11 protein-coding genes are annotated in these 13,642 nt (G+C 48.3%); 4 read left to right on the plus strand and 7 right to left on the minus strand.

What is annotated here, in order from left to right; translation table 11 throughout:
* The first annotated feature begins 16 nt into the window (after positions 1–16).
* Positions 17–904: a xanthine dehydrogenase subunit XdhB gene (xdhB, locus tag ABIN22_RS00760; RefSeq protein ID WP_346906089.1), complete on the plus strand. Its 888-nt coding sequence runs from the start codon at positions 17–19 to the stop codon at positions 902–904.
* Entirely contained in the window at positions 897–1,388 is a 492-nt protein-coding gene (xdhC, locus tag ABIN22_RS00765; RefSeq protein WP_346906090.1) for a xanthine dehydrogenase subunit XdhC, read from the plus strand. Before xdhB ends, xdhC begins: the two co-directional genes overlap by 8 nt.
* An 85-nt stretch (positions 1,389–1,473) precedes the next feature.
* Here xdhC and ABIN22_RS00770 read toward each other — a convergent pair whose 3' ends face one another.
* From ABIN22_RS00770 to ABIN22_RS00800, 7 genes are all read right to left on the minus strand, one after another.
* Positions 1,474–2,829: a uracil-xanthine permease family protein gene (locus ABIN22_RS00770; RefSeq protein WP_109729775.1), complete on the minus strand. Its 1,356-nt coding sequence runs from the start codon at positions 2,827–2,829 to the stop codon at positions 1,474–1,476.
* A gap of 14 nt (positions 2,830–2,843) precedes the next feature.
* Positions 2,844–3,791 carry a carbamate kinase gene (arcC, locus tag ABIN22_RS00775; protein ID WP_109729866.1) on the minus strand — a complete coding sequence of 316 codons (948 nt, stop codon included), beginning with the start codon at positions 3,789–3,791 and terminating at the stop codon, positions 2,844–2,846.
* A gap of 45 nt (positions 3,792–3,836) precedes the next feature.
* Positions 3,837–4,217: a RidA family protein gene (locus tag ABIN22_RS00780; RefSeq protein ID WP_346906091.1), complete on the minus strand. Its 381-nt coding sequence runs from the start codon at positions 4,215–4,217 to the stop codon at positions 3,837–3,839.
* A 61-nt stretch (positions 4,218–4,278) separates the two neighbouring features.
* Complete coding sequence (gene ygeW, locus ABIN22_RS00785; RefSeq protein WP_346906092.1) at positions 4,279–5,472, minus strand: knotted carbamoyltransferase YgeW; 1,194 nt, start codon at positions 5,470–5,472, stop codon at positions 4,279–4,281.
* Positions 5,473–5,542: 70 nt separating this feature from the next.
* The gene (locus tag ABIN22_RS00790; protein WP_109729772.1) at positions 5,543–6,853 is read right to left on the minus strand and encodes a YgeY family selenium metabolism-linked hydrolase; all 1,311 of its coding nucleotides are present in this window, start codon (positions 6,851–6,853) and stop codon (positions 5,543–5,545) included.
* A 58-nt stretch (positions 6,854–6,911) separates the two neighbouring features.
* Positions 6,912–8,117, minus strand: coding sequence for a diaminopropionate ammonia-lyase (gene dpaL / locus ABIN22_RS00795; protein WP_346906093.1), 1,206 nt, complete (start codon positions 8,115–8,117; stop codon positions 6,912–6,914).
* Between the two features lie 74 nt (positions 8,118–8,191).
* Entirely contained in the window at positions 8,192–8,839 is a 648-nt protein-coding gene (locus ABIN22_RS00800) for a helix-turn-helix transcriptional regulator (RefSeq protein ID WP_109729865.1), read from the minus strand.
* Positions 8,840–9,175: 336 nt separating this feature from the next.
* On the opposite strand from ABIN22_RS00800, the gene ssnA reads away from it, so the two are divergent.
* Both ssnA and ygfK read left to right on the plus strand, forming a co-directional pair.
* Positions 9,176–10,507 carry a putative aminohydrolase SsnA gene (ssnA, locus tag ABIN22_RS00805; protein ID WP_346906094.1) on the plus strand — a complete coding sequence of 444 codons (1,332 nt, stop codon included), beginning with the start codon at positions 9,176–9,178 and terminating at the stop codon, positions 10,505–10,507.
* Between the two features lie 72 nt (positions 10,508–10,579).
* Positions 10,580–13,573, plus strand: coding sequence for a putative selenate reductase subunit YgfK (ygfK, locus tag ABIN22_RS00810; protein ID WP_346906095.1), 2,994 nt, complete (start codon positions 10,580–10,582; stop codon positions 13,571–13,573).
* Positions 13,574–13,642: the final 69 nt, after the last annotated feature.

The following is a 13,642-nucleotide window of genomic DNA, read 5'->3' on the forward strand; positions in this document are numbered from 1 at the left end:
AGGGAGGAAAGAAAACATGTATGATATGAAAGCATTATACGAGGCCGAAAGCGTGCCTCATGCCATACAGCTGCTTAAAGAACACCCAGAAGCCCAGATTATTGCCGGCGGAAGTGATGTCCTGGTGCAGATGAGAGAAGGAAAGCGTGCCGGTGCGGAACTGGTCAGCATATATGGACTGGATGAACTGCGCGGTGTAAAAATGGAAGAAGACGGGACGATCCGGATCGGGTCCCTGACCAGTTTTTCCCATATTACGAAGGACCCGGTTATCCAGAAATATATCAATGTGCTCGGGGAAGCAGTAGACAAGGCAGGAGGGCCCCAGATCAGGAATATCGGTACAATCGGAGGAAACACATGCAACGGGGTGACCTCCGCAGATTCAGCGGCTACACTGTTTGCGTGGGATGCCGTCGTAGAACTGACAGGTCCGGAAGGAATCCGCACAATGCCGATCCGCGAGTTCTACATCAAAGCAGGTAAAGTTGCACTGGCGCCGGCAGAGATCCAGACAGGGATTCTCATACCAAAGGCATCTTATGAAGGATATTACGGACACTATATCAAGTATGCAATGCGTAATGCAATGGATATTGCAACACTGGGATGCTCTGTTAATGTGAAACTCTCAGATGACAGGAGCACACTGGAGGACGTCAGGATTGCATATGGCGTTGCAGGACCGGTTCCAATGCGTGCAGTCCATGCAGAAGAGGCCGGAAGAGGAGTTTTAGTCAGTGCAGATTCGATCGAGAAGATCGGGGATACGGTCCTCGAAGATGTTACCCCGCGTGACAGCTGGAGGGCAAGTAAGGCCTTCCGGGAACATATCGCAAAGGTTTTATGCAAACGTGCCTTGAAAGAGTCGGTCAGACTGGCGGGAGGTGTGATTCATGAGTGAGATACAGTATAAGCTGGTAAGATGCACGATCAACGGTGAAAAACGAGAAACAATGGTGGACGTCAGGGCGTCCCTGACAGATATGCTGCGGAATGACTACCGCCTGACCAGTGTCAAAAAAGGCTGCGAGGTAGGAGAGTGCGGGGCCTGTAATGTGATCATAGACGGAGAATGTTTTAACTCCTGTATCTACCTGGCAGTCTGGGCAGACGGAAAAGAAATCCGGACACTGGAAAGCCTTATGGGGCCGGACGGGGAACTTTCAGATATCCAGCAGGCATTCATCGACGAGACAGCTGTACAGTGCGGATTCTGTACGCCCGGCGTAATCATGAGCGCTGTGGAGATACTGGAATCCGGGAAAGAGTATACAAGAGATGAACTGCGCAAACTGCTGTCCGGACACCTGTGCAGATGTACAGGATATGAAAATATCCTCAATGCGGTAGAAAAGACGATGCACAAACGGTTAGAGAGACGCTGATTTAAAAAAAAGTAGCCGAAAAAGGAATTTTTCATCCTTTTTCGGCTGTTTCTTTATGCCCGCGGGCTGTTTAACATGAGAGATATTATTTGTCATCTGCCGGTGCAGGTTCCAGTGGTGTTTCTTTATCCTTCGGAAGAATGATATTAAGCAGTACTGCCAGCAGTGTTGCGATAACAACCGGTGACTTTCCGAAGATCATAACGAACCAGTCCGGGAAGGTTGCGAGTGCACCGTTCGCCTGAGAGATTCCCATTCCCAGTGCGGCTGCTAGTCCAACGATGGAAGTATTCCGGTAGGACATATTCTCTGAGGTGATCAGTTTCATACCAGTCATGGCGATGGATGCGAATACGGATACGGTCGCTCCGCCGAGCACGCAGTATGGAATCGTGGTCAGGACAGATGAGAACTTCGGAATCAGTCCGGCTACAAGCAGAATGACTGCTGCAAGGCCGAGTACACAGCGGTTGACAACCTTAGTTGTTGCCACGATACCCACGTTCTGGCTGTAGGTTGCAGTCGGAAGCCCGCCTAAAAGGGCGCCGAGGATATTTGTTATACCATAGCCGACGATACCGCCCTGAAGTTCATTGTCTGAAGGCATACGGTTGAGTCCGCCGCTTGTTGTTGCGGAGAAGTCTCCGATTGCCTGAATGGAGTTGATCGCAAACAGCAGGCCTATTGCCACGCAGGAGGAAACTTCAAACTTTACCCCAAAGTGCAGGGGCATTGGGAGCTGGAATGCAGATGCCTGTGAGATGGCGGTGAAGTCTACCATACCAAAGAACAGCGCGACGATATATCCTCCGATGATACCGATCAGGATGGATGCCAGTTTCCAGATTCCTTTTCCATAGTGGTTTAAAACGGTTACGATGATTAATGTAATAATTGCTACAAGCCAGTTCTGCCAGGAGCCGTAGTCAGGACTTCCGGTTCCTCCGGCCATGTAGTTGATGGCAGTCGGATAAAGGGAAAGGCCGATTGTAAAAACGACAGTTCCTGCGATCAGAGGCGGGAAAAAGCGGCGGATTTTCTTTATGAAAATTCCTACAAGGATTGCCACACATCCGCCGACGATCTGTGCTCCTAATATGGTCGGGATGTCAAAATCCGAGGCAATGGACTGCATGCTTGGCAGATATGCGAAACTGACACCCATGATGACTGGAAGTCCGGAACCGATGGCGAGCCATTTTGTCCGGAAGATCGGGAACAGCTGGAGCAGTGTGGACAGTGCCGATACAATCAAAGCTGCCTGTATGAGGATGACGGATTCTTTCTCGGAGAGGCCGCCTACCCCGGCAACAAGTATGGCCGGGGTAACACAGCCTACAATCATGGCGACAACATGCTGGAGGGCAAGTGGAAACGCCTGTTTAAAGCTCGGCACACCGTTTAGTTCAAATATAGTTGAGCGGGTTACTTCTTTTTTCACGCTATAATCCCCCTTTAAGCCTGACTGATTCTGGTACCTGTTGTGCCCTGGATTCCGTCTTTGGCTTTTTCCAGTAAGGTGATCAGAGCCTGGCGGCCCGGTTTTGATTCTGCGAATTCTACGGCAGCCTGTACTTTTGGCAGCATAGAACCGGGTGCGAAATGGCCTTCAGTCATATATTGTTTTGCTTCATCTACAGTTATATGATCCAGCCATTTTACTTCAGGCTTTCCGAAGTTTACAGCAACTTTTTCTACCGCTGTCAGTATAATGAGGAAATCTGCATCCAGTTCGCGTGCGAGAAGGCTGCTTGCAAAGTCTTTATCGATAACCGCGCTGGCGCCTTTCAGGTGGTTTCCCTGGCGTGTCACAGGAATACCGCCTCCTCCGCATGCGATGACAAGGTCACCGGATTCTACCATTGTACGGATCGTCCCGATCTCGATGATTTCCTGAGGTCTTGGGGAAGCTACCACACGGCGGTATCCGCGTCCGGAATCTTCCTTCATGATGTAGTCATATTTTTCAGCCATGCTGTCAGCCTGTTCTTTTGATAAGAAACGTCCGATCGGCTTGGATGGATTTTCAAATGCCGGGTCGTCTTCATCCACGCGTACCTGTGTGATCATTGTTGCCACAGGGATGTTATCGATATTTCGGTTCAGAAGCTCTTCGCGCAGGGCATTCTGCAGATCGTATCCTATGTATGCCTGACTCATTGCCACACAGACAGACAGCGGTGTGTTCGGCTGCTGCGGGTCTTCGTGGGTCAGTGCCAGCATTGCGTTGTTTACCATTCCGACCTGGGGGCCGTTGCCGTGGGCAACCACGACTTCACAGCCCTCTTCGATCAGGTCTACAATGGCACGTGCGGTAATCTTTACCGCAGCCATCTGCTCGGGGAGGGTATTGCCGAGTGCATTCCCCCCCAGGGCGATGACAATCCGTTTCTTTTTTGCCATTTTCTTTTCCTCCGATTTTTTCATCGACCTATGATGTAAAAAGAATTATTTTCCTATATAGGCGATTGTCTCTACTTCGCATAAAACGCCCTTTGGCAGGTCTTTTACTGCGACACAGGAACGTGCCGGTTTTCCGACAAAATATTTTGCATAGATTTCGTTGAATGCTGCGAAGTCTGCCATATCAGCGAGGAAACAGGTAGTCTTTACGACATCTTTGAATTCAGCGCCCTGACTTTCCAGTAAAGCGGCTATATTTTTCATAACCTGCTCTGTCTGTTCCTGAATCGTTGTGCCTACGACATTCCCGGTTTCAGGAGAAAGTGGAATCTGTCCGGAAAAGAATGCGATATCATTTACTACGATACCCTGGGAATATGGTCCGATTGCTGCTGGTGCGTTTTTTGTTTCAACATAATTTAACATGTCAAATACCTCCTAAATTGTTTTTTCTTTCCTATCATACCATAAATACGATGTTTACGGTTTATTCAAAGACTCTTGGGGTGCTTTTTTCTTCCAGTTTTTTTAATACATCAGCCGGATCAGCGAATTTTGCGAGGAAGATCATGGCAGCAATGATGTATGGTTTGAAGCTTGCTTCTTTATAAAGAGGAGTTCTGTAGCGGTCAAATACGCTTGCATCTACCTCACCGGTCTCACAGCTTACGCCTGTGATGTCTGCAGGCAGGCAGTGCATGTAGAGCGCTTTTCCGTCTTTTGTCGTGGACATCAGTTCTTCTGTACATGCCCAGTCTTTATGCTCTGCATTCTGTGCAAGCAGTTCTTTTTCCAGTTTGTCGATTCCTTCGAAATCACCGTTTCCGTAAAGCTCTGTACGTTTTTCCATAGCTGCGAACGGAGCCCAGCTCTTAGGATAAACGATATCAGCGTCCTTGAATGCCTCTGCCATGTTATTTGTCTTTGTAAATGTACCGCCGGATTTCTTTGCATTGTCTGCCGCAACTGCTTCTACTTCCGGGAATACCTCATATCCCTCAGGATGTGCAAGGACAACGTCCATTCCGAAACGTGTCATCAGGCCGATGATTCCCTGCGGAACAGAGAGAGGTTTACCATAAGAAGGAGAGTAAGCCCATGTCATGGCAAGCTTCTTGCCTTTCAGGTTCTCAACACCGCCGAATTCATGGATGATGTGGAGCATGTCGGCCATAGCCTGTGTCGGGTGGTCAATATCGCACTGCAGGTTAACAAGGGTAGGTTTCTGCTCGAGAATGCCGTCCTTATTTCCCTGAGTTACAGAATCAACAACTTCATGCATATATGCATTTCCCTTGCCGATGTACATATCATCACGAATACCGATAACATCAGCCATGAAAGAGATCATGTTTGCAGTTTCACGGACAGTCTCACCGTGAGCCACCTGGGATTTCCCCTCGTCTAAATCCTGTACCTCCAGACCGAGCAGGTTGCAGGCAGAAGCGAAAGAGAAGCGTGTACGTGTAGAATTATCACGGAATAAAGAGATTCCAAGCCCGCTCTCGAATACTTTTGTAGAGATATTGTTCTCTCTCATAAAACGAAGTGCATCAGCGATTGTGAAGACAGCCTCGAGCTCGTCATCTGTCTTTTCCCATGTGAGGAAAAAGTCACCGTTGTACATTTCCTTGAAGTTAAGCGCGTTCAATTTGTCGATATAATCCTGTAAAGTTTTCATAGTAGTAAATCCTCCTAAATTTTAAGAATATTCTGAATTTGGTGGGCAAAAGGGTCTGACCCCTTTGAAATTATTTGCAGTAAAGTGTCGGAAGTGCAGCGTATACAGCAGCGCATACAACTAAATCCTGTTTCCATGTCTTCTCATTCGGTGCATGTGCCTGTGCTTCTGCACCAGGTCCGAAACCGATACATGGAATGCCGTTTCTTCCCATGATGGATACGCCGTTTGTGGAGAATGTCCATTTGTCTGTCAGAGGTCGTGCTTTTCTCATTGCCTCTGTCTCGGCGTTTCCAATTCTGCTCTCTCCGTAGAGGTTCTTATAAGCGTCTTCCAGTGCCTTTGTTACTGCATGGTCTTCCGGGATTACCCATGTCGGGAAGTAGCACTCGATCGGATATACGCATCCTGTGTAGGAAGGACGGTCATAGTTATACATGGAAACGATGACATCGTCGCCGTATTTCTTTACACTTGGGAGTGCGCGGATCTCATCCAGACAGCTTTCCCATGTCTCGCCTGCTGTCATGCGGCGGTCGAGTGAAACGGAGCAGGAGTCGGCAACAGCACAGCGGCTCGGGGAAGTAAAGAAGATCTCGGATGTTGTGACGGTTCCTCTTCCAAGGAAGCGTGCTTCTTTCCACTGCGGATTGTATTTTTCATCCAGCATCTTTACGAGGCCTTTGACTTCGGTTCCGTCTTCTGCATCATTCTCATTCAATGCACGTACATCCTGGAGAATGTCAGCCATCTTGTAGATTGCGTTGTCACCGCGTTCCGGTGCGGAACCGTGGCAGGAAACACCTTTGACATCGACACGGATTTCCATACGTCCGCGCTGTCCGCGGTAAATGCCGCCGTCTGTAGGCTCTGTGGAAACGACGAATTCAGGGCGTACTTTGTCTTCGTTGATGATGTACTGCCAGCAGAGGCCGTCACAGTCTTCTTCCTGAACAGTTCCTGTTACGAGTACGGTGTATTTGTCACTTAACAGGCCAAGGTCTTTCATGATCTTTGCACCATATACTGCAGAAACAATACCGCCACACTGGTCAGAAACGCCGCGTCCGCCAATTTCTTCATCATTTTCGTATCCTTCATATGGATCGAAAGTCCAGTTGTCAATATTTCCGATTCCCACGGTGTCGATGTGGGCATCGAATCCGATAATCTTTTCGCCTGTTCCCATGTATCCGAGAACGTTGCCCTGCGGGTCGATGACAACTTTGTCAAATTCGAGTTTTCTCATCTCTTCGGCGATGCGTTCGATGTGAGCCTTCTCATCACAGCTCTCGCCCGGGTTTCTTACGATGTCCCGTAAGAATTTTGTCATGTCCGCCTGATAGTTTTGTGCAGCTTCTTTGATCTTGTTAAAATCCATTTTTATACGCTCCTTTTTTATTTATAGAAATAATTGATTTATTGTTTAAACTTATTATTTAGCGGTTGTTTCCGCCCCAGACAATAGATTCATATCTTTCAGGGTCTGTGTCGCCCTCTGTTGAGAAGAGGAGGACTCTTGAATTCTCATCCAGTCCGAGATGTTCTCTTAACTCTTTATATTCATCCATACACATGATGCATGCCAGTGTGCCGAACGGTGCTGCTCCCGATTCTCCTGAAGTGACAGGGGTATCTCCTTTGACAGGAGCTGCCAGCATACGCATTCCCCTTGCAGCTACCCAGTCAGGTGAAGCGATGAATGTATCTACGTGGTTCTTCAGAATATCCCAGGAGATTGTGTTCGGTTCTCCGCAGGCAAGGCCGGCCATGATGGTTACCATATCACCGTCCACGATCTGGATGCTTCCGTCTCCTAATGCGGCTCCTTTGTAGAGGCAGGCAGCAGCCTCGGCTTCCACGACGATCACTTTCGGCGGGTTCTCAGGATAACGGTTTGCAAAATATCCCTGAACGGCTCCGGCGAGGGAACCTACGCCTGCCTGGATAAACACATGTGTCGGTCTTTCACAGCCGTATTCCTGCAGCTGTTCATTGGCCTCCATTGCCATCGTCCCGTATCCCTGCATGATCCATGCCGGGATCTCTTCGTATCCGTCCCATGCGGTATCCTGTACCATGATCCCGTTTTCCGTTTCCGCAGCCATAGCAGCAGCCATACGGACACATTCATCATAGTTATACTCTTCGATCGTAGCCTGTGCACCTTCTGCAAGAATGTTATTCAGGCGGGTCTGTGTCGTGCCCTTCGGCATCAGGACAACGGATTTCTGCCCCAGTTTATTTGCGGCCCATGCGACACCGCGTCCGTGGTTGCCGTCTGTTGCCGTGAAGAAGGTTGCCTGGCCGAACTCTTTTTTCAATTCTTCAGAAGTCAGTACCTGATAGGGAAGTTCTGAGACATCCTTACCGACCTGCTGTGCTATGTAGCGTGCCATTGCGAAAGAGCCGCCCAGCACTTTGAATGCATTCAGTCCGAATCTGTAGGACTCGTCTTTGACATAAATCTCTTTCAGGCCAAGTCTTCCGGCCATCTTGTCAAGCTTTGCAAGCGGTGTGATGCTGTACTGCGGAAAGCTTTCGTGGAAAGCCCTCGCCTTTTCTACCTCGGAAAGTGCCATAACCTTAAGCTGTGCATCGTCTGTCTTAGGCATATGGTTCACTGCCCATTTGATTGTTTCCATGTTTGAAAAACCTCCTTCATAAATAACTGTTAACTGTTCCGTTTCCCGCCTTCTGGTGCGGGGATGTGGCAGGATTATTTGCCCGCATCCATATAGCTGTAAAGTGTAAATTTTGAAATTCCTAAAAGAGAAGCAATCTTGTCTCCGGATTTGGTGATCAGGAAAGCACCTGCATTGTTGAGGTACTGCACCACTGCGACTTTGTCATCCTTGTTCATCAAAGCAACAGGTTTGCCGACGAGTGAAAGTGCCTGTTCGATCAGCGTGTCGAGCAGTTCATTCACGTTATGGGTGATTTTTTGCGGCTGGTTATTTTCATTTTCCTGTTCTTTTTCTGTGTCGGTGCTGATTAATGACTGGATGGCAGTTTCGATAGTGAGCAGTGCGGTGATGTCGTAATTCAGGGAAAATATGTATGCGATCGTGTTGTCCTCGTCCCTGATATACATGGTGCTTGATTTAAGAATACGCCCGTCATCCGTTTTCGTAAGATAAGAGAGACGGTCCTGGATCTGTGAGGGATCCCGGCTCAGAGTCTCCAAAACGACGCTGGAAGGACCGTCACCTAACTTTCTGTTGGAAATGTGTCCGTTCTCAATGTAGACGATGGAACTTTCCAGTTCTTTCTTTCTCAGATCGTGTATGACAATCTCGCAGGAGCTGCCAAACTGTACGGCCAGGCCGTGTGCGATCTGTTTCAGTAGTTCTAATTTCTGGCTCAAAGTCATCATTCCTTTCGCGTATTTTGCTGCTTCCTGGTTGAGGAATTACCTCGCCCTTAAACCCATCATAGCATAAAAAAAATATAAATCAATACTTTTTCTAAAAATTTTTTAGGTTGCCTAAAAATTATTTAGGATTTGTATTGCAATTATCTTATATTAATGGTATTCTATAGACAACAAAAGCAGTCCAAAATATCTGTTCGAAAAAGAAAGGGCTGTTTTTACAAATATACAAAATATAGTGCGACGTGCAAGGAAAGTAACACCCTTGTAGAATTTGTATACCTGGACAGCTTCAACAGAATTCATGAAAGAAGAAAAGGAGAAGAAAGTATGCTGATTTTAGGAAATGGAAGGGTAATCACACGAGACGAGAAGAATCCGTTTCTGGAGAAAGGTGCCGTGGCGATCGAGGGAACCACGATTCAGAAAGTAGGGGGCCTTGAAGAGGTCAGGGCAGCGTATCCGGATGCGGACTTTATTGATGCAGGGGGAAAAGTGATCATGCCTGCATTTATCAATGCGCATGAACATATCTACAGCGCATTTGCAAGAGGTCTTTCCGTAAAAGGATACGACCCGAAAGGATTTCTTGATATTCTGGACGGCATGTGGTGGACAATCGACCGGAACCTTACACTTCAGGACACATATTTAAGTGCTATGGCAACGTATATTGACTGTATCAGGAATGGTGTCACGACGATCTTCGACCACCATGCAAGCTTCGGCTCTATCAGAGATTCACTCTTTCATATTGAAAAGGCGGCGAAGGAGACGGGCGTGCGCTCCTGCCTGTGCTATGAGATTTCGGACAGGGATGGGAAGGATAAGGCAAGAGATTCCGTCATGGAGAATGCAGAATTCATCAGATATGCACAGAAGGATGACAGCGGCATGATAGCCGGTATGATGGGAATGCATGCACAGTTTACCATCTCCGACGAGACGATGGAACTGGCGGCGGCAAACAAACCAGACGGGGCAGGCTATCACATCCATGTAGCGGAAGGAATCGAGGACCTGCACCACTGCCTGAAACATTACGGAAAGAGAATCGTAGACCGTCTGATGGACTGGGATATTCTTGGGGAGAAGACACTGCTCGGCCACTGTATCTATATCAACGGACATGAGATGGACCTGATCAGGGACACAAATACAATGGTGGTACATAATCCGGAATCCAATATGGGCAACGCCTGCGGATGCCCTCCGACAATGGAACTGGTGCACCGCGGGATACTGACAGGACTCGGAACCGACGGATACACCCACGATATGACAGAATCCTTCAAAGTTGCCAATGTCCTGCACAAGCACCACCTCTGTGACGCGAATGCAGCATGGGGAGAAGTACCGCAGATGCTTTTTTACAATAATGCGAAGATCGCAAACCGCTACTTCAAACAGGAGCTCGGCGTCCTGAAAGAAGGCGCAGCCGGGGATGTCATCATTGTAGATTACAACCCGCTGACACCACTCGGGGCAGATAACGCAAACGGACACATCCTGTTCGGGATGAACGGAAGCAAAGTTGTTACAACAGTTGCAAACGGAAAAGTCCTGATGAAGGACCGTGAACTGCAGGGGATCGATGAAGAAAAAGTAATGGCTGACTGCCAAGAAGCGTCAGGAGCCCTTTGGAAGCGAATTAATGGGTAGTTTTTCAAAGGGGTCTGACCCCTTTGCACCCCCATTTTCAGAATATTCAGATTATATAGGAGGTTTTTACAGATGAGTGATATTATGACCCCGATGTCTTTCGGGCAGTTATTGGATTGGATTATGACAGAGCATGAGAAATACGGTACTGTATTCGGAGAGCATGATGCGTATAAGGCGGATGCGAAGTTTAACAGGACCATTTTTGGACGTCCGCTGGAGACACCGGTGGGACCGGCGGCGGGACCGCATACCCAGCTGACGCAGAATATTGTGGCCGCTTATTATACGGGCAGCCGTTTCTTTGAACTGAAGACCGTACAGGTCATGGACGGTGCGGAGCTTTCTGCGTGTGTAAGCAAACCATGTATCAAGGCGGATGATGAGTGCTATAACTGCGAGTGGTCAACAGAGCTGTATGTCCCGCAGGCAATGGAAGAGTATATCAAGGCATGGTTCCTTCTGAAAGTTATGGCAAAGGAATATGATCTGGGAAGTATGGACGGATTTCAGTTTAATATCAGTGTGGGTTACGACCTGCAGGGCATTCAGTCTCCGAAGATCGACCAGTTCCTGAATACGATGAAGGATGCGAAGGATTCCGAAGTATTCCAGTCATGCAGGCAGTATCTGCTGGACCATGCAGACCGGTTTAAAAAAGTGACGAAGGAAGACATTGAGTCAATCCAGTCAGAAATCTGTAATTCCGTGACCATCTCCACGCTCCACGGCTGCCCGCCGCAGGAGATCGAGAAGATCGCCATGTACCTGATTACGGAAAAAGGGTTCCACACCTTTATCAAATGTAACCCTACATTATTAGGATACGAATTCGCAAGAAAGACGATGGATGAGATGGGATACGATTACATCGCGTTCGGCGACTTCCATTTCAAAGATGACCTTCAGTACGAAGATGCAGTGCCGATGCTCACCCGCCTGATGGATGTCTGTGCAGAGCGCGGTCTGGAATTTGGAGTGAAGATCACGAATACGTTCCCGGTTGATGTAAAGCAGAACGAACTTCCAAGTGAAGAGATGTATATGTCTGGTAAATCCTTGTACCCACTGTCCATCTCACTGGCGGCCAGGCTGGCAGAGGAATTTGACGGAAAACTGAGAATTTCCTATTCCGGCGGTGCGGACTTCTATAATATCAGGGGAATCGTAGATGCGGGAATCTGGCCGGTAACCGTGGCAACAACACTGCTGAAACCGGGCGGATACCAGAGAATGTCCCAGATCGCACAGATACTGGAGAAAGAAAACGACGTATTTACAGGCGTCAGCGCTAAAGCGGCAAAAATCCTTGCAGAGGAGGCAAAAGTAAGCTCCCACCACCTGAAAGCCGTAAAACCGCTGCCGTCCCGCAAAATGAAACAGCAGGTACCTCTTCTGGACTGTTTTGTAGCACCTTGCAAGGAAGGATGCCCGATCCATCAGGATATCACAACATATCTGCAGTTAGTCAGTGCAGGTGAATATGAAGAAGCAATGCGTGTCATCACAGAGAAAAACCCGCTTCCGTTTATTACAGGAACAATCTGTGCACACAATTGTATGAGCAAATGCACCCGTAATTTCTATGAGGAACCCGTACATATCCGCGCAATGAAACTGGAGGCTGCTGAAAACGGCTATGCAGACTGGCTGAGAACAGTGACTCCTGTTAACGTGACGGAAAAAGGGAAAGCAGCAGTCGTCGGCGGCGGTCCGGCAGGAATGGCAGCAGCTTATTTCTTAAGACGCGGCGGCATGGAAGTGACCTTATTTGAACAGACCGATTCCCTGGGCGGAGTCGTACGCCATGTAATACCCGAGTTCAGGATTGCCGGCGTGGCAATCGATAAAGATGCTGCGATTCTGGAAGCAGCAGGTGTGGAAATCCGCTATAATGTCAGAATCGAAAGTGTACAGGAATTAAAGGAAAAGGGCTATACAGCCGTAGTGCTGGCAGTCGGCGCGTCTGTACCGGGAACCCTGAAGCTGGAAGAGGGAGAGACCGTTAATGCGCTTGAATTCCTTGCACAATTTAAAGACACAAACGGACGCCTCGATATCGGGAAAAATGTAGTTGTTATCGGCGGCGGAAATACGGCAATGGATACTGCAAGGGCGGCGAAACGCACGAAGGGCGTAGAAAATGTTTCCCTTGTATACAGAAGGACAAAACGCTACATGCCGGCCGATGAGGAAGAATTACTGATGGCAGTGGAAGACGGTGTGGATTTCAAGGAACTGCTTGCACCGGTGAAACTATCAGACGGAGTGCTGACATGCAAAGTGATGAAACTCGGTGATTTCGATGCATCGGGAAGACGTGGTGTCGTGGAGACCGAAGAAATCCGCGAGGTACCGGCGGACACAGTGATCGTTGCAGTCGGTGAAAAAGTACCTTCAGACTTCTATCAGGCAAATGGAATCCATGTAAATGAGCGCGGGAAAGCCCTTGTAAATGAAGAAACATGTGAGACGAACCAGGCAGATGTCTATATTGCGGGAGACGCGTTAGGCGGGCCGGCTACAGTTGTGGAAGGAATCCGGGACGGAAAGAAAGCAGCCGAAGCCATCATCGGAAAGACACTTACAAGAGACTTTGATAAACAGGCAGATGAGGCAAAGGTTTATGCAAGAAGAGGTGTCCTCAAGGAAACAGAGGAAGGCACAAAAGAGACCGGGCGCTGCCTTGGATGCTCCAGCATCTGTGAGAATTGTGCAGAAGTCTGTCCAAACCGTGCGAACCTCTCCATACGGGTTCCGGGAATGGAAAAACACCAGATTATCCACGTAGATTACATGTGCAACGAATGCGGCAACTGCAGAAGCTTCTGCCCATATGACAGCGCACCATATCTGGATAAATTTACATTATTTGCATCAGAAAAAGACATGGAAGACAGCAAAAATCAGGGCTTCACTGTATTGGATGAAGAAAAGGTAAGCTGTAAAGTCAGATATCTTGGAGAAACCTTCACCTGGACAAAGGGAGAGGAGACAAAGCTACCGGAAGGACTTCAGAATCTGATCGAAACAGTCATTCGTGAATACCCCTACCTGCTTGTATAAAAATAAGCAGGGACGGTATACGGCATAATCAACAGGAAACAAAAGTGCAATGACAGAAAGAAGGAATGG

Source organism: Faecalicatena orotica (genome assembly GCF_905197545.1).
In the GTDB taxonomy this organism is placed as follows: Bacteria; Bacillota; Clostridia; order Lachnospirales; family Lachnospiraceae; genus Faecalicatena_A; species Faecalicatena_A orotica.

Excerpts from the sequence above, each read along its gene's own strand:
- xdhB (WP_346906089.1), top strand. The coding sequence starts at position 17 with ATGTATGATATGAAAGCATTATACGAGGCCGAAAGCGTGCCTCATGCC.
- ygfK (WP_346906095.1), top strand. The coding sequence starts at position 10,580 with ATGAGTGATATTATGACCCCGATGTCTTTCGGGCAGTTATTGGATTGG.
- ABIN22_RS00790 (WP_109729772.1), bottom strand. The coding sequence starts at position 6,853 with ATGGATTTTAACAAGATCAAAGAAGCTGCACAAAACTATCAGGCGGAC.
- arcC (WP_109729866.1), bottom strand. The coding sequence starts at position 3,791 with ATGGCAAAAAAGAAACGGATTGTCATCGCCCTGGGGGGGAATGCACTC.
- dpaL (WP_346906093.1), bottom strand. The coding sequence starts at position 8,117 with ATGGAAACAATCAAATGGGCAGTGAACCATATGCCTAAGACAGACGAT.
- xdhC (WP_346906090.1), top strand. The coding sequence starts at position 897 with ATGAGTGAGATACAGTATAAGCTGGTAAGATGCACGATCAACGGTGAA.
- ABIN22_RS00780 (WP_346906091.1), bottom strand. The coding sequence starts at position 4,217 with ATGTTAAATTATGTTGAAACAAAAAACGCACCAGCAGCAATCGGACCA.
- ygeW (WP_346906092.1), bottom strand. The coding sequence starts at position 5,472 with ATGAAAACTTTACAGGATTATATCGACAAATTGAACGCGCTTAACTTC.
- ssnA (WP_346906094.1), top strand. The coding sequence starts at position 9,176 with ATGCTGATTTTAGGAAATGGAAGGGTAATCACACGAGACGAGAAGAAT.